The 24,072-nt window shown below is 60.9% G+C and carries 18 protein-coding genes; 12 read left to right on the top strand and 6 right to left on the bottom strand.

Annotation, left to right across the window (positions count from 1 at the left end; all coding sequences use genetic code 11):
- From mmsB to F506_RS07305, 4 genes are all read left to right on the top strand, one after another.
- Window positions 1-1,200: a multiple monosaccharide ABC transporter permease gene (gene mmsB / locus F506_RS07290; protein ID WP_200907717.1), complete on the top strand. Its 1,200-nt coding sequence runs from the start codon at window positions 1-3 to the stop codon at window positions 1,198-1,200.
- Window positions 1,201-1,312: 112 nt separating this feature from the next.
- On the top strand, window positions 1,313-3,061 hold the full coding sequence (locus F506_RS07295) for an IlvD/Edd family dehydratase (RefSeq protein ID WP_053196183.1): 1,749 nt from the start codon (window positions 1,313-1,315) through the stop codon (window positions 3,059-3,061).
- Between the two features lie 15 nt (window positions 3,062-3,076).
- Window positions 3,077-4,075 carry an AraD1 family protein gene (gene araD1 / locus F506_RS07300; protein WP_053196184.1) on the top strand — a complete coding sequence of 333 codons (999 nt, stop codon included), beginning with the start codon at window positions 3,077-3,079 and terminating at the stop codon, window positions 4,073-4,075.
- Between the two features lie 33 nt (window positions 4,076-4,108).
- Window positions 4,109-4,885, top strand: a complete 777-nt coding sequence (locus tag F506_RS07305; protein ID WP_053196186.1) for an SDR family NAD(P)-dependent oxidoreductase — start codon at window positions 4,109-4,111, stop codon at window positions 4,883-4,885.
- Window positions 4,886-5,057: 172 nt separating this feature from the next.
- Here F506_RS07305 and F506_RS07310 read toward each other — a convergent pair whose 3' ends face one another.
- The gene (locus F506_RS07310; protein WP_053196187.1) at window positions 5,058-5,999 is read right to left on the bottom strand and encodes a LysR family transcriptional regulator; all 942 of its coding nucleotides are present in this window, start codon (window positions 5,997-5,999) and stop codon (window positions 5,058-5,060) included.
- Window positions 6,000-6,295: 296 nt separating this feature from the next.
- Between F506_RS07310 and F506_RS07315 the strand changes: the two genes are divergently transcribed.
- Together F506_RS07315 and F506_RS07320 are read left to right on the top strand one after the other, a co-directional pair.
- On the top strand, window positions 6,296-7,405 hold the full coding sequence (locus F506_RS07315; RefSeq protein ID WP_053196189.1) for a porin: 1,110 nt from the start codon (window positions 6,296-6,298) through the stop codon (window positions 7,403-7,405).
- A gap of 178 nt (window positions 7,406-7,583) precedes the next feature.
- Window positions 7,584-8,465, top strand: a complete 882-nt coding sequence (locus tag F506_RS07320; protein WP_053196191.1) for an SMP-30/gluconolactonase/LRE family protein — start codon at window positions 7,584-7,586, stop codon at window positions 8,463-8,465.
- A 52-nt stretch (window positions 8,466-8,517) separates the two neighbouring features.
- Here the strand turns inward: F506_RS07320 and F506_RS07325 are convergent, their stop codons facing one another.
- Window positions 8,518-10,326, bottom strand: a complete 1,809-nt coding sequence (locus F506_RS07325) for a tetratricopeptide repeat protein (RefSeq protein WP_053196192.1) — start codon at window positions 10,324-10,326, stop codon at window positions 8,518-8,520.
- A 210-nt stretch (window positions 10,327-10,536) separates the two neighbouring features.
- On the opposite strand from F506_RS07325, the gene F506_RS07330 reads away from it, so the two are divergent.
- Together F506_RS07330 and F506_RS07335 are read left to right on the top strand one after the other, a co-directional pair.
- Window positions 10,537-11,220, top strand: a complete 684-nt coding sequence (locus F506_RS07330; protein WP_053196195.1) for a fumarylacetoacetate hydrolase family protein — start codon at window positions 10,537-10,539, stop codon at window positions 11,218-11,220.
- 356 nt (window positions 11,221-11,576) lie between these two features.
- A complete protein-coding gene (locus F506_RS07335) occupies window positions 11,577-13,121 on the top strand; it encodes a DEAD/DEAH box helicase (protein ID WP_053196197.1) in 1,545 nt (514 codons plus the stop codon).
- Here the strand turns inward: F506_RS07335 and gluQRS are convergent, their stop codons facing one another.
- Together gluQRS and F506_RS07345 are read right to left on the bottom strand one after the other, a co-directional pair.
- Window positions 13,122-14,015: a tRNA glutamyl-Q(34) synthetase GluQRS gene (gene gluQRS, locus F506_RS07340; RefSeq protein WP_053196199.1), complete on the bottom strand. Its 894-nt coding sequence runs from the start codon at window positions 14,013-14,015 to the stop codon at window positions 13,122-13,124. It lies immediately after the preceding gene.
- On the bottom strand, window positions 14,008-14,940 hold the full coding sequence (locus tag F506_RS07345) for a LysR family transcriptional regulator (protein ID WP_053196200.1): 933 nt from the start codon (window positions 14,938-14,940) through the stop codon (window positions 14,008-14,010). Before F506_RS07345 ends, gluQRS begins: the two co-directional genes overlap by 8 nt.
- Window positions 14,941-15,151: 211 nt before the next feature.
- Here F506_RS07345 and F506_RS07350 point away from each other — a divergent pair, with 211 nt between their 5' ends.
- Window positions 15,152-15,727: a flavodoxin family protein gene (locus F506_RS07350; RefSeq protein ID WP_053196202.1), complete on the top strand. Its 576-nt coding sequence runs from the start codon at window positions 15,152-15,154 to the stop codon at window positions 15,725-15,727.
- 90 nt (window positions 15,728-15,817) lie between these two features.
- Here F506_RS07350 and F506_RS07355 read toward each other — a convergent pair whose 3' ends face one another.
- Window positions 15,818-16,756 carry a sulfurtransferase gene (locus F506_RS07355; RefSeq protein WP_053201353.1) on the bottom strand — a complete coding sequence of 313 codons (939 nt, stop codon included), beginning with the start codon at window positions 16,754-16,756 and terminating at the stop codon, window positions 15,818-15,820.
- Window positions 16,757-16,971: 215 nt separating this feature from the next.
- On the opposite strand from F506_RS07355, the gene dnaE reads away from it, so the two are divergent.
- From dnaE to F506_RS07370, 3 genes are all read left to right on the top strand, one after another.
- Window positions 16,972-20,430, top strand: a complete 3,459-nt coding sequence (dnaE, locus tag F506_RS07360; RefSeq protein ID WP_053196205.1) for a DNA polymerase III subunit alpha — start codon at window positions 16,972-16,974, stop codon at window positions 20,428-20,430.
- 73 nt (window positions 20,431-20,503) lie between these two features.
- Window positions 20,504-21,499: a glycosyltransferase family 8 protein gene (locus F506_RS07365; RefSeq protein ID WP_053196207.1), complete on the top strand. Its 996-nt coding sequence runs from the start codon at window positions 20,504-20,506 to the stop codon at window positions 21,497-21,499.
- A 129-nt stretch (window positions 21,500-21,628) separates the two neighbouring features.
- On the top strand, window positions 21,629-22,897 hold the full coding sequence (locus F506_RS07370; RefSeq protein ID WP_053196209.1) for an O-antigen ligase family protein: 1,269 nt from the start codon (window positions 21,629-21,631) through the stop codon (window positions 22,895-22,897).
- A 90-nt stretch (window positions 22,898-22,987) separates the two neighbouring features.
- Here the strand turns inward: F506_RS07370 and F506_RS07375 are convergent, their stop codons facing one another.
- Window positions 22,988-24,028, bottom strand: a complete 1,041-nt coding sequence (locus F506_RS07375) for a glycosyltransferase family 9 protein (protein WP_053196211.1) — start codon at window positions 24,026-24,028, stop codon at window positions 22,988-22,990.
- Window positions 24,029-24,072 lie beyond the last annotated feature (44 nt).

The following is a 24,072-nucleotide window of genomic DNA, read 5'->3' on the forward strand; positions in this document are numbered from 1 at the left end:
ATGAGCAAGACACCTACGCTCGACGCGGTCCCTGAAGCCAAGCGGGAATATGCCGGCTTCCTCAAGAACAACATGCGCGAATACGGCATGCTGCTGTCGCTGGTGGCGATCATGGCCTTCTTCCAGGTCATGACCGACGGCACGCTGATGCAGCCGCTCAACCTGACCAACCTGGTGCTGCAAAACAGCTACGTGGTGATCATGGCGCTGGGCATGCTGATGGTGATCGTGGCGGGCCACATCGATCTGTCGGTGGGTTCGGTAGTCGGTTTCATCGGTGCGCTGGCGGCGGTGCTGATGGTCAACTATGAAGTCAACTTCATCCTGACCACGATTATCTGCCTGATCGCCGGCGCGGCCATCGGCGCAGCGCAGGGCTACTGGGTGGCATTCTTCCGCATCCCGTCCTTCATCGTCACGCTGGCCGGCATGCTGGTGTTCAAGGGCCTGACGCTGGCGCTGCTGGAAGGCCAGTCGGTCGGACCTTTCCCGCGCGGCTTCCAGTTGCTGAGCTCGGGCTTCATCCCGGAACTCTTTGCCGATACCGGCAGCGTGCGACTGACGTCGCTGCTGGTCGGCGTAGTGGCGGCGGCGATCCTGCTGGCGGTGAAAGTCCACGGTCGCAGCAAGCAGGTCAAGCATGGCATGGAAGAAGAACCAGCCCTGTTCTTCCTGCTCAAGAATGTCCTGTTCGCCGCGGCCATCATCGCCTTCAGCTACCTGATGGCGTCCTACAAGGGTATGCCGAACGTGCTGATCATCATGTTCGCGCTGATGGTGATCTACACCTTCGTGACCAACCGCACCACCATCGGCCGTCGTGTGTACGCTGTCGGCGGCAATGAAAAAGCTGCCAAGCTGTCCGGCATCAAGACCGAACGCGTGAGCTTCTACACCTTCGTCAACATGGGCATGCTGGCGGCGCTGGCGGGCCTGATCTTCGCGGCGCGCCTGAACACGGCGACGCCGAAAGCCGGCACCGGCTTCGAGCTGGACGTGATCGCAGCCTGTTTCATCGGCGGCGCATCGGCCTCCGGCGGCGTGGGCAAGGTCATGGGTGCAGTCATCGGCGCCTTCGTGATGGGCGTGATGAACAACGGCATGTCCATCATGGGCATCGGCATCGATTACCAGCAAGTGATCAAGGGCCTGGTATTGCTGGCCGCCGTGTTCTTCGATGTCTACAACAAAAATAAATAACAGAAAATAAAGTTCTGCCAGAGGGGGGCTGCGAGAGGAGTTTCTTGCAGCCGTTTTCATCAGCGTCGCCACACCGGGAGGTGGCGACCGCACTATTCCAACGGATGAGTAAATGACTATCGACAAGAAGCGCACACTGCGTTCCGCAGCCTGGTTCGGTACGGCCGACAAGAACGGTTTCATGTATCGCAGCTGGATGAAGAACCAGGGTATTCCCGATCACGAGTTCCAAGGCAAGCCGGTCATCGGCATCTGCAACACCTGGTCCGAACTGACGCCGTGCAACGCGCACTTCCGCAAGATCGCGGAACACGTCAAACGCGGCATCATCGAGGCGGGCGGTTTCCCGGTCGAGTTCCCGGTGTTCTCCAACGGCGAATCCAACCTGCGTCCGACCGCGATGTTGACGCGCAACCTCGCCAGCATGGACGTGGAAGAATCGATCCGCGGCAATCCGCTCGACGCCGTGGTGCTGCTGGTCGGCTGCGACAAGACCACGCCGGCGCTGCTGATGGGTGCGGCCAGCTGCGACGTGCCGGCGATCGTCGTCACCGGCGGCCCGATGCTGAATGGCAAGCACGAAGGCAAGGACATCGGCTCCGGCACCGTGGTCTGGCAACTGAGCGAACAGGTCAAGGCGGGCAAGATTTCCATCCACGAATTCATGGCGGCCGAAGCCGGCATGTCGCGTTCGGCCGGCACCTGCAACACCATGGGTACGGCCTCGACCATGGCCTGCATGGCCGAGGCATTGGGTACGTCGCTGCCGCACAATGCCGCAATTCCTGCCGTCGACGCGCGCCGCTATGTGCTGGCGCACATGTCCGGCATGCGCATCGTCGAGATGGTCTGGGAAGGCCTGACGCTGTCCAAGATCCTGACGCGCAAAGCGTTTGAAAACGCCATTCGCGTCAACGCCGCCATCGGTGGCTCCACCAACGCTGTGATCCATTTGAAAGCCATCGCCGGCCGCATGGGCGTCGACCTGGAGCTGGAAGACTGGACCCGAGTCGGCCGCGGCACGCCGACGATTGTCGACCTGCAGCCGTCGGGTCGTTTCCTGATGGAAGAGTTCTACTACGCCGGCGGCTTGCCGGCAGTGCTGCGCCGCCTCGGCGAAGCCGACCTGATCCCGCACAAAGACGCGATGACGGTCAACGGCAAGACATTGTGGGAAAACAACCAGGATGCGCCGCAATACAACGATGAAGTGATTCGCAAGCTCGACAATCCGTTGATCGACGACGGCGGCATTTGCATCCTGCGCGGCAACCTGTCGCCGCGCGGCGCGGTTCTGAAACCGTCGGCGGCGTCGCCCGAGCTGATGAAGCATCGCGGCAAGGCCGTGGTGTTCGAAGACTTCGCGCACTACAAGGAACGGATCAATGATCCCGATCTGGACGTCGATGCCAGCTCGGTGCTGGTCATGAAGAATTGCGGCCCCAAGGGCTACCCGGGCATGGCTGAAGTCGGCAACATGGGCTTGCCGCCCAAGCTGCTGGCGCAAGGCGTCAAGGACATGGTGCGCATTTCCGATGCCCGCATGAGCGGTACCGCCTACGGCACCGTGGTCCTCCACGTCGCGCCGGAAGCTGCCGCAGGCGGCCCCTTGGGCATCGTGCAGGACGGCGACTGGATCGAAATGGATTGTTCCGCCGGACGCCTGCATCTCGACATCAGCGATGAAGAAATGGCGCAGCGCCAGACCGCGCGCGCCGAGAAGCTGGCGCAGGTCAAGCCGGCGATGCAGGGCGGCTACCAGTCGCTGTACATCGACCGCGTATTGCAGGCCGATGAAGGCTGCGATTTCGACTTTCTGGTCGGCTGCCGCGGCGCCGCCGTTCCAAAACATTCACATTAAACCGGAGTAACCACCATGTTGCTGGTGCAATTCAAACAAGCCGACGGCTCGCGCCTGGTCGGCAGCCTCGAAGACGACGGCAAGAAGATCCGCGTCGTCGACGGTTATCGCAGCACCTACGCCCTGGCGCGCGCCGCCATCGCCAAGAAGAGTTCCTTGCACGAGTTCGCCGCCGCAGCGCTCGGCTCGACCGTGGTCGACTACGCGTCTGTTGCAGAGCGAGGTGGCCTGCTGGCCCCGCTGGACCATGAAGACACGGCGCACTGCTACGTCACCGGCACCGGCCTGACCCATCTGGGCAGCGCCGATGGCCGCGATGCCATGCACAAGAAGCTCGACGGCGCCGGCGACAACCTGACCGACAGCATGAAGATGTTCCGCATGGGTCTGGAAGGCGGCAAGCCTGCAGCCGGCAAGATCGGCGTGCAGCCGGAATGGTTCTACAAGGGCGACGGCTCCATCGTGCGCGCCGCGGAAGAGCCGCTGGCGATGCCGCACTTCGCCCTCGACGGCGGTGAAGAACCGGAGATCGCCGGCCTCTACATCATCGGCGACAACGGCCAGCCGTATCGCCTGGGTTTCGCCATCGGCAACGAGTTTTCGGATCACGTGACCGAGCGCCAGAACTACCTGTTCCTGGCGCATTCCAAGCTGCGCGTCTGCTCGGTCGGACCGGCATTGCTGGTGGGTGAATTGCCGGCGCACGTGCAAGGCATGTCGCGCATCCGCGCGCAAGACGGCAAGGTCCGCTGGGAGAAACCTTTCGTCAGCGGCGAGGACAACATGTCGCACACGGTGTCGAACCTGGAATACCACCACTTCAAGTATCCGCTGTTCCGCCGTCCCGGCGACGTCCATATCCACTTCTTCGGCACCGCGACGCTGAGCTGCTCGGACAACATCACAGTGACGCCGGGCGAGACGTTTGAAATCGATGTCGCTGCCTTCGGTCCGGCGCTGCGCAATCGCCTCAGCCTGGACGATGTGCCGCATCCGCACGTACACGTCCTCTGAAGCGCAATTCAACTCAGGGATTCTGGAGAAAACATGTCTGCAACATATCAACTGGCGAGCTACCCCAGCCTCAAGGGGAAGCGCGTCTTCATCACCGGCGGCGGCACCGGCATCGGCGCTGCGATCGTCAGCGCGCTGGCTGAACAGGGCGCCATCGTCGCTTTTGTCGACATCGCCAGGGACGCCAGCGAAGCCTTGTGCAAGCAGATCGCTGCAGCCGGATTCACTGCGCCGTCGTTCCGCTATTGCGACCTGCGCGACATCGGATCGCTGCAAAACACCATCAAGGAACTGGCTGAGCAGCTGGGCGATTTCGACGTGCTGGTCAACAACGCCGCCAATGATGAACGTCACAAGCTCGAAGACGTGACGCAGGAATACTGGGACAACCGCATCGCGATCAACCAGCGTCCATCGTTCTTCGCCGTGCAGGCCGTCGCGCCGGGCATGATCAGGAAGAAGGCCGGCTCCATCATCAACTTCAGCTCGATCAGCTGGCACACGTCCAGCGGCGGCTTCCCGGTCTACACCACGGCCAAGTCATCGGTGCTGGGCCTGACCCGCGGCCTGGCGCGCGACCTCGGCGCACACAACATCCGCGTCAACACCGTGACGCCAGGCTGGGTCATGACCGAGCGCCAGATCGAATTGTGGCTGGATGAAAAGGGCAAGGAAGACATCAAGCGCAACCAATGCCTGCAGGGTGAATTGCTGCCGTGGCATCTGGCGCGGATGGTGTTGTTCCTGGCGTCGGATGAAAGCGTCATGTGTACTGCACAAGAATTCATCGTCGACGCCGGTTGGGCGTAGATTGGTGATAAAGCACCGCTAGCGGCGTTGCTTCTCCTTGCCGTGCTCACGCACTGTCTGCGTCGGCGCGCCTTGCTATCGGCACTTTCTCACCAATCTAGGTGAGGTCCGATAAAGATGAAAAAAAGCGAGACTTCGGTCTCGCTTTTTTATTGCCGTGAAAATTTCGAAATCAGTAAATCGTCTTCGCCACATCCCTGATCGCCTGCTGCAGGATCATCGCACCCGGCGACAGTAGCTGTTCGCGGCGGGTGATGATGCCGAAGCCGTCCATCTTGCACGGCAATTCTATCGGCAACAGATCCATCAGCCGCGCCTGGGAATAATAGCGTGCGACTTCGGTCGGCATGGCGTACAGGAAGTCGGTCTGTTGCAGCAGGCTGGTGATCGTCAGGATGGCGGTGGTGTCGACCACGTTGGCCGGCGGCGTCAGGCCGCTCTTGCGGAACATCAGGTCGACGCGGCTGCGCAGGATGCTGCCCTTGGGCGCCATGATCCAGGGATCGTCGACGATGTCTTTCAGCGTCAGGTTCTTGTGCTCGTGCAACGGATGGCCGACGCGTGCAACGGCGCAGATGGGCTCGTCGGACAGCTCTTCGTAGTGCAGGTTGTGACTGACTTCTTCGTCCAGGATGCGCGCCACCAGGAAGTCCAGGTCGCCGCGCAGCAGTCGCGCCAGCAGGATATTGCTGCTCTCGACTTCGACGCCGATGCGCAGCATGGGTGAGTGTTCCTTGACGCGCGCAATCGCCGCCGGCAGCAGCGACATGCCCGGCGACAGGATCACGCCGACGTCAACCTGGCCGGACAGGCCGGACTTCAGCGCGACGATGTCTTCGTGCGCTTTCGACAGGCTGGTGAGGGCCATGCGCGAGTGGCGGATCATGGCTTCGCCGTAGATGGTCGGACGCATGCCGCGCGGCAGGCGATCGAACAAGGTCACGCCGAGCATGTCCTCGAGATCCTTGAGTTGCTTGGATGCCGCAGGCTGCGTCATGTTGAGTTCGTTGGCGGCGCGATGGATGTTTCGTTCATCGTCCAGAGCGATCAGCAACAACAGTTGCCGGGTCTTCAGTCGCGCGCGCAGGAACCAGTTCGGGTCGCTGTTTTTCATTTGTCTCCGCTACCTTTTTTATATCTCAGGATGATATCAAATCAAGTATCGGCTGAGGCAAATAATTCATTAGAAATATATGTCGCAAATCCTTAGTATCTAGGCCAGTCCAGACGGTTTCACGCTCTGGACTTCACGTTGAAATGAAGCTGACGAAATGCTGATCGAACGGTTGCGAAAACCGGTATCGAGGAGGATTTTTGCGCGTCAATTCAACGCGGGTTTCATACAAAAAAAGCGAGGGTGCAGCAATCGACTCCACCCTGTTGACTACAAAGATCTACGGAGACTTCACGATGACTCAGTCCATCTCAACCAAAACCATTCTCAAGGCCCTGGGCACGGCCTCCTTGTTCGGCGCATGCCTGGCATCTGCGCAGGCGGAAGACAGCGTCACCATCTACGGTCGCGTCGTCGCCGGCGTTGATGTTCAGAGCAATGTGCACCAGGCCAACGGCGCCACCGGTACGCAAGTGCGTGCCGCCAGCAACCAGTGGGGCACCAGCATGATCGGCTTCAAGGGCAAAGAAGACCTGGGCGGCGGCCTCAACAGCTTCTTCCTGCTGGAGTCGGGCTTCGGCGCCACCAAGGGCGCTACCAACGGTCCTGAACTGTTCAACCGCCGTTCGTATGTCGGCCTGAACGGCAGCGCCGGTTCGGTCAAGATCGGCAAGAACCTGTTCATCGACAACGACGTCTGGTTCCTCGATCCGACCGGACAGCAATGGATCGGCACTGCCAATCTGGTGCATGGACGCAACTGGGGCGGCGCCAATAACATCATCGAATATCAGACCCCGACCTGGGGCGGCTTTAACGCGACGTTCCAGACCAGCCTCGGCGAGAAGGCCGGTTCGACCACCAAGGGCCGCAAGGACGGCGTGTCGCTGGTCTATGAAAACCAGGGCCTGGAACTGCGCGCGATCTATGATCTGGTGCGTGACGCCAACGGCAAGTATGGCAGCATCAAGACCAATCAGGATGGCACTACAACTGCCGGCAACGTGTATGACTCGTCCAAGGAACTGATCCTGGGCGGTACTTACACCATCGACAAGCTGAAGATGTATTTGGGCTATGAAAACCTGAAGGCGCCGGATGTCGCTCCTGGTTCGACCGACAAGGTCAATCACTACTGGATCGGCGCCAACTACCAGCTCTCGCCTGCGCTGACGCTGATCGGTTCGGTCTTCCACGTGAACGCCAACAACAACGGCGGTTCGGCCAACCTGTTCATGGCAGGCCTGAACTACAACCTGTCCAAGCGCACCCTGCTGTACGTTGGCGCCGGCACTGTCCGCAACAGCGGCGCAGGCACCTTCTCGCTGGAAGCCGACGAAGCCGGTGCGCCGCTGGCGGGCCAAAGCCAGACTGGCGGCTATTTCGGCATTGCCCACTCGTTCTGATCGTATGAGGATCCGATCGTAACGAGCGGCAGAGCGCAGTAAAAACGCAGCAGCGGAAGGAGGCAAGCCACGGCTTGCCTCTTTTCGTTTAAAGTTTCAAGTCTCATTTCGGATTTCACCATCGAATTTCATACCCGGAAATCGGCGGCAGGATTTCCCATCACGGAGCAGACATCCCATGCAAGCAAGCCTGATCGTTGACGGCAAACATGAACTCGGCGAATGCGCGATCTGGTGCGACAGGACGCAATCGATATTCTGGACCGACATCCAGGGAGCCACGCTGTGGAATCACAACCCGGCCAACGGCGCCACCCGCAGCTGGCCCATGCCGGAACGTCTGTCGGTGTTCGCACTGACGGCACAAACCGACCGGCTGCTGATCGGCCTGGCGTCCCGGCTGGCGTTCTTCAACCTGGACAGCGGCGAGATCACGACGATCCGCTCGGTGGAACAAGACCTGCCGACCACGCGCCTGAACGATGGCCGTTGCGATCGCCAGGGGCGTTTCGTGTTCGGCACCCTTAATGAGGACAAGGGGCGTGCGCCGATCGGCAGTTTCTACCGGCTCAACACCGACCTCAGCTTCGAGCGCTTGCCGTTGCCGGGCGTGGCGATTTCCAACAGCATCTGTTTCAGCCCGGACGGAACGCGCATGTATTTTTGCGACACCATGCAGGACAAGATCATGTCGTGCGACTACGATCCTGTCAGTGGCGCAGTCGGCGCATACAGCCTGTTCGTCGATCTCGCGGGCGAGAAGGGTGGGCCCGACGGCTCCGCGATCGACAGCCAGGGTTATCTGTGGAATGCGCAATGGGGCGGAGCGCGCGTGGTGCGCTACGCGCCCGACGGCCTGGTTGACCGTATCGTCGCCGTGCCGGTATCCCAGCCGAGTTGCCCTGCGTTCGGCGGCGCCAATCTCGACACCCTGTTCGTGACGACCGCGCATGAGGGCATGGATGAGGCGGCAAGGACGCGCGAGCCGACGGCCGGCGGCTTGTTCGCGGTGACGCTGGATGGTGTGCGGGGATTGCCGGAAGTGCGTTTCGGCGGCTAGAGAAAAAATCCGAAAATAAAAAAAGCCCGGTAAGACTTACCGGGCTTTTTTATCAGCGTTGCGTTTGTGCTTGCAGTTCGGCTTGCACCTGCCGGATCACGTCGCTCCAGTCGCCGGCCTTGCTCTGGCGGAAAATCCGCATGCTTGGATACCAGGGCGAGTCGTTGCGTTCGAGCAGCCAGCGCCAGTCGGGGTTGTAGCGATTGAGCAGCCATACCGGCTTGCCCAGCGCGCCGGCGAGGTGAGCGACGGCGGTGTCGACCGAAATCACCAGGTCGAGGTTGTCGATCAGCGCGGCGGTGTCGGAGAAGTCGCGCAACTCGCGGGAGTAATCGGCAACGCGCTTGCCGTCGCCATGCACGCGCAATTGCATGAGTGCTTCCTCGCCGACCTGCAGCGCGGAATAGTCGACGGCGTCGTTTTGCAGCAGCGGCGACAAGGCCGCGAACGGTACCGAACGCACCGCATCGAGGCGTTTGCTTGCCGGGCTGTTGGCGCGCGGATTGCTGCCCGCCCAGACCAGGCCGACGCGCGGCTTGTGCTTGTCTCCCAGCCGCACTCGCCAGCCTTCCGATTTGACCGGATCGGCGGCCAGGTATGTCTGGTTCGGGATGTCCGACAGCGCAAATGTTTCGAGCGCCAGCGGCAGGCTCATCAGCGGGCAATGCAGGTCGAATGGCGGCGGCTGCTCTCCGGTCGCCAACAGAAAGGCGACGCCCTTGACCTTCGCCAGCAGCGGCTTCAAAGCCGGTTGCACCTGCAGGATCACGCGCGCGCCGCGTTCCGCCAGCAACGGGACGTAGCGCACGAATTGCAGCGTGTCGCCAAAACCCTGTTCGGAATGCACCAGGATGGTTTTCCCCAGCAGCGATTCCTGGCCCAGCCACAGCGGCTGGCTGAAATAGCGCTGGGTCTTGCGCATCTGTTCGGTTTGCCAGCGTTGTTCGTACTGGCGCCAGCCGGTTTCGAGATTGCCCAGTTTCAGGTTGGCGAGGGCGGTGTTCCAGCGCGCCGACTGGAAGTTCGGATTGTTCTGCGGCACCCGGCCGTAGGCTTGGATCGCCTCATCGTAGCGTTGCAGTTCTTCCAGCGTGGCGGCGCGGTTGTACAGCGCTTCGGTGGAATCGGGCATCAGCTGCAGCGCGTGGTCGTACGCGGCCAGCGCTTCTTCCAGGCGGTTTTGTCCCACCAGCAGGAAGGCGCGGTTGGCGATCGCTTCGGAGAAATCCGGTTCGATCTTCAGCACCTTGTCGTACGTCGCCATGGCTTCGTCCAGGCGATCGAATTCCTTGAGCGTGTTGGCCAGGTTGAACAGCGCCTCGGGATATTCGGGCGCTGCTTCGACGGCTTTTTCGTAGCAAGTCAGCGCTTCGCGCAGGCGGCCCAGATCGTTGAGCGAGTTGCCCTGCTTGAGCCAGGCTTGCGCGTGGTCGGGTTTGACGGCCAGCACGCGCTTGTAGCAATCCAGCGCTTCCATGTGCCGCTTCATGGCGCGCAGCACGTTGCCGCGCCGGTAGAGCGCTTCGGTGAAATCGGATTTCAGCGCCAGCACCAGGTCATAGGCGCGCAGCGCTTCGGTGTAGCGCTCGGTGTCTTCGAGGATGGTGGCGCGGTCGAACAAGGCGTCGATATGAGTCGGATTGATCTTCAGCGCGGCATCGATCAGTTCCAGTGCTTCCTTGTGGTTCTTGCGATGCAGTTCGAGCATGCCGAGCAGGTACAGCGCCTGGAAATGCCGGGGAAATTTGGAGAGCACCTTGGTGTACAGGGCTTCGGCCTTGTCGAGTTCGCCGCTCTGGTGGAGCGCGACTGCTTGCTGGATTTGCACTGCGGCGGCTGCGGGATTTTGGTTAGGGCGCATAGGTGAGGTCGGTTACTGAATTGGGTTGCTGGTTCGCGTGGCAAGCCGTCAAACGAGGCGTCAAGTCTGACGATGCTACACAAAAAAACCTCTGTCATGTCGGAATTTGCCGCATGTCGCCTGCGCGCGCGGGCGTTTTCTTTTACACTCGCAGAGCCTCAACGGCGCCACCGCATCCCCGTTTCATCAGAATACTTACGGAGCCCCAGCATGTCTTACGCCATTCCCGTTCCCGCCGTCACCACCGTTCCCGTCGTCGGCGGCGATCCTTTCCCGGTGCGCCGCATTTACTGCGTCGGCCGCAACTATGCCGCGCACGCGCGCGAAATGGGTCACGATCCCAACCGCGAAGCACCGTTTTTCTTCATGAAACCGACCGACGCCATCGTGCCGACCGGCAGCGCCGTGCCTTATCCGAGCAAGACCAGCGACTACCAGCACGAGATCGAACTGGTTGTCGCCCTGGGCAAGGGCGGTCGCGACGTGCCGGCCGACCAGGCGCTGGATCTGGTGTTCGGCTATGCCGTCGGCCTCGACATGACGCGCCGCGACCTGCAGGGCGAAGCCAAGAAACTGGCGCGGCCCTGGGACATGGGCAAGGGCTTCGATCATTCGGCGCCATGCGCGCCGCTGCTGCCGGTGTCAAAGATCGGCCATCCTGAGCAAGGTGCGATCTGGCTCAAGGTCAACGGCGAAGTGCGCCAGCAGGGCGACCTGTCGGACCTGATCTGGAACGTGGCCGAGACCATTTCCTATCTGTCGGGACTGGTGGAGCTGTTCCCCGGCGACCTGATCTATACCGGCACGCCGGAAGGCGTGGGCGCCGTGGTCAAGGGCGACAAGTTGCACGGTCACGTTGACGGCCTGGCCGACCTGAACATCACGATCGCCTGATTTTCTCCTATGGGGGCCGTTCCGTTTGCCGGAGCGGCTCCCGGGCTCATGTTGCCGTTTTGATATCGGCGATACAAAGCAACATGAAACTGTCATGAAGCCAAATTGCGGGGCGGCGTATAATAGCGGATTGCCGGGTGATTTCCCATCGGAAATTTCTTGACGCGAGCCTCCCGTCCTTCCTGCATGATCTTGCATGATCTTTCATGAACGGCGTCGCGCGATATGTCAAACATCCGTTTTTACTGAAAGCTACAGAGCCTCTTCGCGAATGTATCCGCCGCAATCTGCTGTGCAGAATATTGTGTCGCATTGCATCGATTCACGCAGGGTTCGCCTGAGGACACTCTCCAAACATGCCTGAGCAATTGCCCGAAACCGCAACACCAGAAACGCCTGCCGTCCGCTTTGAGGACTTCGGCCTCTCTCCCGATATCCTGAAGGCGCTCACGGCGCAAGGCTACATCCATCCGACGCCGATCCAGGAGCAGGCGATTCCGATCGTGTTGCAGGGCCGCGACGTCATGGGCGCCGCGCAAACCGGCACCGGCAAGACTGCCGGCTTCTCGCTGCCGATCATCCAGTTGCTGCTGGCCCACGCCAGCACCAGCATGTCGCCGGCGCGCCATCCGGTGCGTGCGCTGATCCTGACGCCGACGCGTGAACTGGCCGACCAGGTCGCCGACAACGTCAAAGCCTATTCCCGTTTCACGCCGCTGCGTTCCACCGTGGTCTTCGGTGGCGTCGACATGGCGCCGCAAACCGCGACCCTGCGCGCCGGCGTTGAAATCGTCATCGCCACCCCGGGCCGTCTGCTCGACCACGTCCAGCAAAAGACGGTGAACCTGTCGCAGACGCAGATCCTGGTCATGGACGAAGCCGACCGCATGCTCGACATGGGCTTCCTGCCGGACCTGCAGCGCATCATCAATCTGTTGCCGAAGCAACGCCAGAACCTGATGTTCTCGGCGACCTTCTCGCCGGAAATCAAGAAGCTGGCCGCCAGCTTCCAGAACAACCCGGTCACCATCGAAGTCGCGCGCAGCAACGCCACCGCCGATCGCGTGACGCAGACCATTTACAAGGTCAACGAAGACGCCAAGAGCGACGCCGTTGCGCACATCATCCGCGAGCGTCAGCTCAAGCAGGTGATCGTGTTTTCGAACACCAAGATCGGCGCTTCCAAGCTGGCGCGCCAGCTCGAGAACGATGGCGTCAAGGCGTCCGCGATCCACGGCGACAAATCCCAGGGCGAGCGCATGGCCGCACTGGAAGCCTTCAAGCAGGGCCAGGTTGAAGTGCTGGTGGCCACCGACGTCGCTGCGCGCGGCCTCGACATCACCGACCTGCCGTGCGTGATCAATGTCGACTTGCCGTACAACGCCGAAGACTACGTCCACCGCATCGGCCGCACCGGCCGCGCGGGCGCCTCGGGCGACGCGATCTCTCTGTTCTCGGACAAGGATGAGCGCCTGCTGGTCGACATCGAGAAGCTGATCAAGATCAAGTTCGTGCGTGCCGAACTGGCGGGCTTCGTGCCGCGTCAGCGCAGCGAACGTAGCGATCGCGGTGGCGAGCGTGGTGAACGCCCGGAACGCAGCGGCCGTGGCGAACGTACTGAACGGGGCGATCGTGGTGATCGTGGCGAGCGCAGCAGCAGTGCAGCTTCCGGCAGCAGCGATGGCGAGCGCTCCAGCGTGCGCCGCGATACCCAATCCTACGGCCGCAGCGGCGGCGTGCGCCGTGAAAAGGTCGATCCGTGGTTCCTGAAGCCCTACGAGCCGACCGCCGCGCCGGCGCCGGTTGACGCTTCCGTCAGCGCTGCAGGCGCGGCCAAGCCGGCCGGCAAGCCATCCAAGCACAAGGTGGCGGCACTGTTGGGCGGCATGCCCAAGCGCTGATCAGGACTTCAGATCAGCGAGGCGACGCTGCCAGGCCGGCAGCGCCTGCTCCCAGAATGCGGCGACTTCGGTCGCCGTTGTCATGTCCAGGCCCAGGAATGCGGCGGCGCGGTGCAGTTCGTCCAGCGGACGTGCAAGGTCCAGCGCCTGCGCGCCATTTTGCTTCGACAGTTTCTCGCCGTCGTCATGCAGCACCAGCGGCACATGCAAATAAGCCGGCGTCGGATAACCCAGCAAGCACTGCAGGTAAATCTGCCGTGCGGTCGAGTCGAGCAGGTCGGCGCCGCGCACGATGTGCGTCACGCCCTGTTCGGCGTCATCCACCACCACCGCCAATTGATACGCCCAGAAACCGTCGGCGCGTTTCAATACAAAATCCCCCGCTTGCGTTGCCAGGTGCTGGCTTTGCCGGCCCAGCCAGCGATCCGTGAAACTGATTTCTTCGCCGTCCTCGCCGGCGTCAGGCACGCGCAAACGCAGCGTGCGCGCCTGCTTGCCGGGCGCCAGTCCGTGGCGGCAGGTGCCGGGATAAATGGCGGCGCCATCGGCTCCGACGCCGAGGTTGGAATCTGCGATTTCCTTGCGCGTGCAGCCGCAGGGGTAGACGTAGCCGGCCAGGCGCGCGCAGGCATCGAGGTAGCGTTGCTTGCGCTCGCTTTGCACCAGCACCGGGCCATCCCAGCGCATGCCCAGCGCATGCAGCGCGGTTTCGATCTCGTGCGCGGCGCCGTCCACGGTGCGCGTTTCGTCGATGTCTTCCATGCGCAGCAGCCAGCGTCCGCCGTGCGCGCGCGCATCGAGGTAGCTGGCCATGGCGGCGGCCAGCGAGCCGGCATGCAAGGGGCCGGAAGGGGACGGGGCGAAGCGTCCGACGTAGCGTTCGATATTATTCATGAGGAGGGGCACCGCTCAGCAGTGCGCGCTGGACTTCGGGTTGCGACAGATGCTGCAGGAACCATTTCAGCGATTTTCCCTGCTCAGCCTTGGGCCAGGCGATCAGGAAGTTTTCGTGCGGTTTGCTGAGCAGGGTCTGTTTTTCGATGAGTGCGCCGCCGGCCAGATAAGGCGCAGCCCAGTAGCGCGGCAAATGGCCGCAACCGAGCCCGGCCAGTTGCGCTTGCAGTTTGGCCGAGACCGTCGGCACGGTCAGCGTTTCCTGGCCGGCCAGCAGGCCCATGGTCAGGCCGGGATGGTTGCGGCTGCTGTCGCCGACGGCGACGGCGCGATGCCGGCGCACCAGTTCCGGCGACAGCGGTTCAGGCGCGTCGGCCAGCGGATGGCCCGGCGCCACCGCGAATACCCATTCGATCGTGCCCAGCTGGCGCGTCTGGAAGCGGCCGCTGGTGCGCACGATCTCGGGGCCGTCCAGCGTTGCGCCGATGACCAGGTCGGCGCGTCCGGCCAGCATGTCGTCCCAGGTGCCGGACAGCACGCCGGGGGTGAAGCGCAGGCGCGTGCCGCCGGCTTCGCGATCGAACGCCGCGATCAGCGGCAGCATGTTGGCGAACGGGATGATGCTGTTGAGGACGATGCGCAACTCGGTCTCACGACCGGTGGCGGTGCGTTTGACGCGTTGCTCGAGATCATCGGCAGCGGCCAGCAGGTGGCGGCCTTCGGTCAGCAATTCGCGCCCGGCCGGCGTCAGCTTGGCGCGGTGGCCGCGGCGGTCGAACAGCAGCACGTCGAGGTCGTCTTCCAGTTTGCGCACGCTGTAGGTCAGCGCCGACGGCACCCGGTCGAGCACCACCGCAGCAGCGGCAAAGCTGCCCTTGCGGTCGATCATGTCGAGGATTTGCAGGGATTCCAGCGTGAGGTTCATGCGCTTGTTTAAATTTTTTGAATGAGATGTCTAAATTACAGTGCTTATTTTGTGGGAGACCATTAGATATAGTGTAAATCAGCACCAAAAAATTTGTATGAATGCATCTCAAACGTAGCACAAGCGCGGCGCGGAGCGTTATGCTCGCCGGTGCAGCAAGCGTTTGCCCGTTTTTCCATCGGTACACTCACATGACAACAAGGAATCGAATATGAGCAAAGTCGCCATCATTTATCACTCGGGCTACGGCCACACCAAAAAGCAGGCGGAAGCCGTCTACGCCGGCGCTGCTGCGGCTGCAGGCGCTACGGTCGACCTGATCGCCATCGACGCCGAAGGCAACATCAGCGACGCCGCCTGGGCCACGCTGGACGCTGCCGATGCCATCATCTTCGGTTCGCCGACCTACATGGGTTCGGTGTCGTGGCAATTCAAGAAATTCGCCGACGCCAGCTCCAAGCCATGGTTCACGCAAAAGTGGAAAGACAAGATCGGCGCCGCCTTCACCAACTCGGCCACCATGAACGGCGACAAGCTGTCGACCCTGCACTACCTGTTCACGCTCGGCATGCAGCACAGCATGATCTGGGTAGGCACCGGCCTGATGCCTGCCAATTCCAAGGCGGCGCAACGCAATGACATCAACTTCGTCGGTTCTTTCTCCGGACTGATGGCGCAAAGCCCGTCGGATTCATCGCCGGAAGACGGCCCGCTGCCGGGCGACCTGGAAACCGCCAAGCTGTTCGGCAAGCGTGTGGCTGAAACCGCTGCGCAGTTCAAGAAGTAAGCTGCCGGGTTTTACGTTGCACGCGTTCCATGCAAAAAGCCCACCGCAAGGTGGGCTTTTTGTTGGCCGGGGCGGGATCTGCCGAATGAATCAGGCGGTGGCCGCAGTCGTTATGTTCGCCGTGACGTTGCCGGTACCGCTATCGGCCGCTTCCGGCGCGCAATGCGGGCACGACTTGCCGGGCACGTAAGCTGGCGACAGCTGTTCGCGCGGCGTCACCACGGCGCGGCAGGCAAAGCACTGCGCGGTCTGGGTTTCTTCCAGCTGCGGATTGAGCGCGGTGCGATAGTCGAACACGAAGCAATCGCCCTGGTAATGCGCGCCGCCGACTTCTTCAAAGTACTTGAGGATGCCGCCTTCGAGCTGGTAGACGCTGTCGTAGCCGATGTTCTGCATGTGGATCGCGGCTTTTTCACAGCGGATGCCGCCGGTGCAGAAGGTCACCACGGTCTTGTCGTTGAGCTCTTCCTTGTGGTCGGCGATGACTTGCGGAAACTCGGTGAACTTGTTGATGCGGTAGTCGATGGTGTTTTCGAAGGTGCCGACGTCGACTTCAAAGGCGTTGCGCGTGTCGACCATGACCACCGGTTTACCATTGTCGTCGTGACCCTGGTCCAGCCAGCGCTTGAGCGTCACGGCGTCGACAAAGGGCGCGCGACCTTCTTCCGGCTTGATCAGCGGATGCTTCATCGTGATGATCTCGGCCTTGAGCTTGACCAGCATACGGTTGAACGGCTGGTGCTCGGAATAGCTTTCCTTGACTTCGATGTCGGCAAACCGCGCGTCGGCGCGCAACCAGGTCAAGAAGGCGTCGATGTCGGCGCGCTTGCCGGCCAGGAACAGATTGATGCCTTCCGGGCTCAGGATGACGGTGCCGCGCAAATTGTGTTGTTGGCAAAATGCCAGGAACACCGGACGCTGTTCAACCGTGTCGCTGAAGGTGATGAATTTGTAAGCGGCGATGTTGACGTACGAATTTTCGGATTGTTGCGCTTGTTGCTTTCGTTGCGCTTGTCTGTTTTGTTGCATTTCTTGCATGATGGTATTGCCTAAGTCTTTGAATTAACAGCATTATAAACGCCCCGGGCCGGTTCTGCGATGGGCGTCGGGCGCAATCTGCGCGCGCCATGATGCAGATCAAACAAGCCGGCCGCGAATTCACTGCGAATGAAGGTCCCCGGCCGGTCCTTTAAAAAGCAAATTCGAGGCGGACCCCATGTCATGGCACGGTAAAATAGCGGGCTATGACTACACCGCAATTCGTACATCTTCGACTCCATTCCGAGTACTCCATCGTCGACGGCCTGGTCCGCATCGACGACGTCGTCAAGGCGGCCGCCAAAGACGGGCAGGCCGCGCTGGCGATCACCGATCTGGCCAACCTGTTCGGCATGGTCAAGTTCTACAAGGGCGCGCGCGGCAAGGGCGTCAAGCCGATCGCCGGTTGCGACGTCTGGATCAGCAACGACGACGACCGCGACAAGCCCTCGCGCCTGCTGTTGCTGGTCAAGGATCATCACGGCTACCTGCAACTGTGCGACCTGCTGAGCAAGGCCTGGCTTACCAACCTGCATCGCGGCCGCGCCGAACTGCGCCCCGAGTGGCTGGAACAATTGCGTCATGATGAAGGCGGCAATGGCCTGATCGCCTTGTCGGGCGCGCATTTCGGCGATGTCGGCATCGCCATCGAGAATGGCAACGTGGCGGCAGCCGAGCGCGCCGCCCAGCGCTGGAGCGAGGTTTTTCCGGGCGCTTTCTACGTCGAAATCCAGCGCGCCAACCAACCCAACATGGAAGTCCAGGTGCGCCAGTCGGTCGCCCTGGCGGCGCGCCTCGGCTTGCCGGTGGTGGCCACGCATCCGATCCAGTTCCTGTCGCAGGACGAATTCGTCGCCCACGAAGCGCGCACCTGCATCGCCGAAGGCGAGATCCTGGCCAATGCGCGCCGCGTGCGACGCTTCAACGAGCAGCAGAATTTCAAGACCCAGGCCGAGATGGCGGAGTTGTTCGCCGACCTGCCGGGCGCGGTGCTGAACACGATAGAAATCGCCAAGCGCTGCAACCTGATGCTGACGCTGGGCAAGCCGCAGTTGCCGAACTTCCCGACGCCGGACGGCATGACCATCGACGATTTCCTGGTGGCCGAAACCAAGATCGGCCTGGAAGCGCGCCTCAAGCACCTGTATCCCGATGAAGCCCGCCGCGAGAAAGAGCGCCCCCGTTACGAGGCGCGCCTGAAGTTCGAGAACGACACCATCATCAAGATGAAATTCCCCGGCTACTTCCTGATCGTGGCCGACTTTATTCAATGGGCCAAGAACAATGGCGTGCCGGTCGGTCCGGGCCGGGGTTCAGGCGCGGGTTCGCTGGTGGCGTATGCGCTGTCGATCACCGATCTGGATCCGCTCGAATACAACTTGCTGTTCGAACGCTTCCTCAATCCTGAACGGGTATCGATGCCTGACTTCGACATCGACTTTTGCCAGGAAGGCCGCGACCGCGTTATCCAGTACGTCAAGGACCGTTACGGCAAGGAGGCGGTCTCGCAGATCGCCACCTTCGGCACCATGGCGGCCAAGGGCGCGGTGCGCGACGTCGGCCGCGTACTCGACCTGGGCTACAACTTCTGCGACGGCATCTCCAAGCTGATCCCCTTCAAGCCGGGCAAGCTGGTCACGCTGGCCGACGCCATCGAAGAGGAGCCGCTGCTGAAAGAGCGGCTGGAAAACGAAGAAGAAGTGAAGCAGCTGATGGGCCTGGCCCAGCAGGTCGAAGGCATCGCCCGCAACATCGGCATGCACGCCGGCGGCGTGCTGATCGCACCGGGCAAGCTGACCGATTTTTGCCCGCTGTACACGCAGGGCGGCGATGCCGGCGTGGTGTCGCAATACGACAAGGACGACGTTGAAGCGGTCGGCCTGGTGAAGTTCGACTTCTTGGGCCTGACCACGCTGACGATCCTCGATCGCGCGGTGCGCTACATCAAGCAGCTCGATCCGGCCATGGCCGATTTCGATCTGGCCCGGTTGCCGCTGACCGACCGCGCTTCGTACGACCTGCTGACCAAGGCCAAGACGGTCGCCGTGTTCCAGCTGGAAAGCCGCGGCATGCAAGGCATGCTGAAAGACGCGCGGCCCGACCGCTTCGAGGACATTATTGCGCTGGTGGCGCTGTATCGTCCAGGTCCGATGGACCTGATCCCCGACTTCTGCAAGCGCAAGCACGGCGAAAAATTCGACTATCCCGATCCGCGCACCGAAGGCATCCTGTCCGAGACCTACGGCATCATGGTCTATCAGGAGCAGGTCATGCAGATGGCGCAGGTGGTCGGAGGCTACTCGCTGGGTGGCGCCGACTTGCTGCGTCGCGCGATGGGCAAGAAAAAAGCCGAAGAGATGGCCGAGCATCGCAACATCTTCCGCGAAGGCGCCGCCAAGGACGGCCTGTCGCAGGAGAAGGCCGACGAAATCTTCGACCTGATGGAAAAATTCGCCGGCTACGGCTTCAACAAGTCGCACGCCGCTGCCTACGCGCTGCTGTCGTATCACACCGCCTATCTCAAGGCACATCACCCTGCCGCGTTCATGGCCGCCAACTTGTCGCTCGCCATGGACGATACCGAAAAGATCAAGATCCTGGTTGAAGACTCGCTCGATGTCTGCGGCCTGAGCCTGCTGCCGCCCGACATCAACCTGTCCGACTACCGCTTCACCCCGGTCGGCGAACCGGGCAAGAAGGCCGTGCATATCCGCTACGGCCTGGGTGCCGTCAAGGGGTCAGGCCAGAGCGCGATCGAGGCCATCATCGCGGCGCGCCAGGATGGTCCGTTCAAGGACTTGTTCGACTTCGCCAAGCGCGTCGACAAGAAGCAGATCAACCGCCGCACGGTCGATTCTCTGATACGCGCCGGCGCCTTCGACTGCTTCGGCGTCGACCGCGCAATCCTGCAAGCCACGGTCGGCCTGGCCTGGGAAAATGCGGAACAAATGGAAGCCTCGGCCAACCAGGTCAGCCTGTTCGGCGGCGACGACAGCGACCTCGAGACGCCGCTGGAATACGTGCAGGTGCGCGCGTGGAGCGACAAGCAGCGCCTTACGGAAGAAAAGACCGCGCTCGGTTTCTACCTGTCCGGCCATCTGTTCGACGCTTACGAAAAAGAGGTGCGCCAGTTTGTGCGGACCAAGATTTCCAGTCTGGAGCCGTCACGCGATCCGCGTTCGCTGGCCGGCATCATCACCGGCATCCGCGTGCAGATGACCCAGCGCGGCAAGCTGCTGATCGTTTCACTCGACGACGGCAGCGGCACGGTCGACGTCACGGTCTACGGCGAACTGGCCGAACCGAACAAGGCCTTTTTCAAGGAAGACGAATTGCTGATCGTGCAGGGCAAGGTGTCGGAAGACCGCTTCAACGGCGGCCTGCGCATCTCCGCCGAAAAGGTCATGGACATCGGCGCAGCACGTATCCAGTACGGGCAGCGGGTGGTGGTGTCGCTCAACAAGGGCGTCGATCCGGCGTACCTGCGCGACACACTGTCATCCTACCGTCAGCCGCAGGGTTTACCCTTCGTCATGAAATATGTACAGTCCGGAGTCGGCTGCGAAGTGATTCTCGGAGATTCCTGGCGCGTGGTTCCCAGCGACGGCTTGCAGTCGTCATTGAAGGAATCGTTCGGACAGGAAGCCGTGGTTGTTGAATATTAATAAAGACAAACCGGGGTCGGCATACGACGCCGAAATAAAAGACGGTCGGCAAGGCCGGCCAGGATAGAGGAACATGAGTGATTCTTTGAGTACTGCGGGTGCATCGTCGGGGGGTGACGCCCTGCATATCGCTTTCGGCGTGGACAGCAGCTATTTTCGTGGCATGGGCGTGGCGATTGCTTCAGTAATCAAGAACAATCCCGCCATACGTTTCGTCTTCCACGCGTTCGCCTTCTCGGTGTCGGACGACAGTCGCCGCCGCATTGTGCAACTGGAAGCGCAATACGCGATCGAGATCCGCATCCATGTGCTGGATCCGCACGTGCTGGATGAGTTCCGGAATTTTCCCTGCTTTGCGCAGCATCACCTCGGCACCTTCATCCGTCTGCTGATTCCCGATCTGTTGCAAGGCGTGGCCAAACGCGTGCTCTATCTCGATGCCGACCTGCTATGCATGGGCAAGATGGACGAATTGCTGTCGATGGACATTGACGACTGCATTGCCGCCGCAGTGCACGACCAGATCGAAACTACCGCCAAGACACAGATCGTCGCGCTCGGTTTGCCGGTGCAGGAATATTTCAACGCCGGCGTCATGTATATCAATGTCGACAACTGGATCGCCAACAACACGCAAGTGCGCGCGCTCACCATCTTGTCGACGCAGGAATTGGTCTTTGCCGATCAGGATGCGCTCAACATCGCTCTCAACGGTCGCATCAAGTTCATCGGGGACAAGTGGAATTACCGCTATCACCTGGTGGATTTCCTCAGCAAAGGCAAGTCGAAGCTGGAGGTGACCGCGCCGGTGGTGTTCATGCATTTCACCGGTCCGGTCAAGCCCTGGCACGACTGGTGCCTGCATGAGGCGAAGCCGATCTTCATCGGTTATCAGAATTTGTCTTCGTGGGCGGATATGCCCTTGGATCAACCCAGGAGCACCAGGGAACTAAAGCTGTTTTCCAAGTTTCTGGTCCGGCAAGGAAGAACCCTCGAAGGCACTGCCTGGCACGCGAAGTATTTGTGGAAACGCGCTCTCGGCCGTTTTCATTCCCGCGGCAAAAAATGAGCTGAAACATAAGTGTTGCCGCCGATCGCATCGTGTTTTTCCCGGGCGGCGCTTCTGACAGATGGTTTCCCCGGCGCGTCAGGTATTTTCCGGCGCTCTTCGGACATATTTTTGAACGCGGAGTATTGATTGAAATATTTGAAACTGCCAGTCGCCATGCTGGTCACATTGTTTTATGCGCTCGTGCTGGTGGTGGATCGGTCCGCCGGCGTCATCTATTCCTTGCTGCTGCTCTTGGCGCTCGCCGGCATCATCGGTCGCGCCCGGCCTGAAGGAAAGACCTTTTTCCTCCTGGCGAAAGAATATTGGCCTCTTCTTGCAGCCATGAGCGCGCCGCTGGTCGCCGTGCTGGCCAATCAGCTGGCGACAGGGCATTTTGCGGGCAGAAGTTACGACTCGCAATCACGTCTGGCGTTGTTCGGACTGGTCTTCTGGGTCATGCTGCTGGTGCCGCTCAACTATCTCAAGCAAGTGCAGTGGGGATTGATTGTGGGTGCCTGCCTGGCGATCGTGAAGATATATACGCTCACAGCAGGAGGGGAAACGCGCTACGGTACGGACTTCATCCCGATTATCATTTTTGCGGAACTGGTATTGCTGCTAGGCGTATTTTCTCTCTTTTCAATTGCATGGGACAAGCGCCATTCCTGGCTGCTCATGGGATTGAAAATCGTTGCCGCCGGTGCCGGCGTTTACGCCGCGTATTTGTCGCAATCGAGAGGGACGTGGGTGACGATCTTCGTCTTTGCGATATTGGGCAGTATGGTGGTCAGGCATATTCCCCGGGTGTACAAGATCGGTGCCGCCATCGTCTTTGCCGTCGTCGTCGCCGGCGTCTTTCAGCACAGCAGTATTTTGAAGGAACGGCTCGCCGTTGCAGAAAAAGATATTCAGCTATATACGACCGGTACGGATCGCGACACTTCGCTCGGAATCCGTTTCCAGCTGTGGCATGGATCGTGGATCCTGTTCAAGGAACACCCCTTGTTCGGCGTCGGCGTAGAACAGTATCAGGGTGCGTTGCAGGAACTGGCCGAGCGCAAGATCATCAGCCCTTTCTCCGCGAGTCTGCCGCATTCGCACAATGAGATCCTGTTCATGATGGCAAGGCTTGGCGTGCTGGGATTGCTGGCGATTCTGGCAGTGTACTTTGTCCCTCTCTATTATTTCATCCGGGACGTACGTCATGCCGATATGGAAGTCCGCTGCGTGGCAGGAATGGGAATGGCCTTGTCGTTGGGATTTTTTACGCTCGGCTTGGTTGACGTGGTGTTTCTGTGGTGGGAGTGCTATCCGTTTTATGCCATCAGTACCGCGTTTTGCATGACTTATGTGATCAAACGCAAGAGTTTCCTGGCGCAGCAAGTACTGAGGACTGAGCCGGCAGCGATGGCCTGATGCCGCGCCGGCCTTGCGGCCGATATGCGCTTCCGTCTCAAACTACTGACGAACCGCCGGGTTCGTCAGTTTCCGGTCGGCTAGGCAAACTTACCTGCCGGCGGCCTGTTTTTCCTCAATCCAGCCACGCACTACTTCTATCACCGCTTGCGGCGTGATCGCGCGCATGCAATCGCAGGTGATCTTGTCGCGTGCGCTGCAGCCGACGCAGCCGGCTTCGGCCAGGCACAGGTTGCTGGCGCGTTTTCCGATGGCGGCCCAGCGACCCGGATGCATAGGGCGGGTAGGCGGAAACAGGCCCAACGTACGCTGGCCGATCGCCGCCGACAGATGCAAGGGGCCGGTGCCGCTGGCGATCAGGCCGTCGGCCTGGTGGATGAAGCTGGTGAGTCGGGCCAGCGTTTGCGTGCCGCAGACATTGCTGACATTCGGCAAACCGACCAGTTCCGGCGCATTTTCCCTGAGCCACTCTCCTTCTTTCGGGCTGCCCGTGAGCCAGACATGCACACCCGGCTGCCGGCGTAATTCCTGCGCCAGCGCCAGATAGGACTCGATCGGCCATTCGCGGCCGTGACCGTTGGATTTCGTGTGCAGAATCAGGTTGAACGCATGCGGCGCCAACAGCGCGCTGCTGGCTTCGTCGTGGGGGATGCTGAAATGATAGAACGATGGAATCTCGTTGCGTTCCGGGATGTGTTTGTCGCCGTAAGGTCGCAAAAACTCGAAGTTGATTTGCGACTCGTGATGTTCCGACAATCCTTTGCTGAATCGCACGCGGCGATTGCAGTAAATCAACTGATAGATCTTTTGCCTGGCGTTGCCGATCCGATGGCGGATGCCCGCGCGAAACGATGCAATCGCCAGCGCACGGTCAGGTTGCGCAAGGATGACCGTGTCAATGTCTGACCGCTTCAGGTAACCGACCAGATCGTTCTCGATGCTTTCAATCTCCACCACGTCGTCAATATCGTTGCAGTACCGCACTACCTCCGCCGCATAGGCGCGGCACAGCAGTGTGATCCTGACGCCGGGATTGAGCTGTTTCAGGCGCGCGGCCATCGGCAGCGTCAGAATGACGTCGCCAATATTGTCCTGGCGACTGATGAGAATGTGTTTGCTGGTAATGGGCATTTCTGTCGGCAGATCGGGTGGCGTAGTTCTGTTGATAAGAGCGA

Origin of the sequence: Herbaspirillum hiltneri N3, assembly GCF_001267925.1 — a bacterium.
Taxonomy (GTDB): Bacteria; Pseudomonadota; Gammaproteobacteria; order Burkholderiales; family Burkholderiaceae_D; genus Herbaspirillum; species Herbaspirillum hiltneri.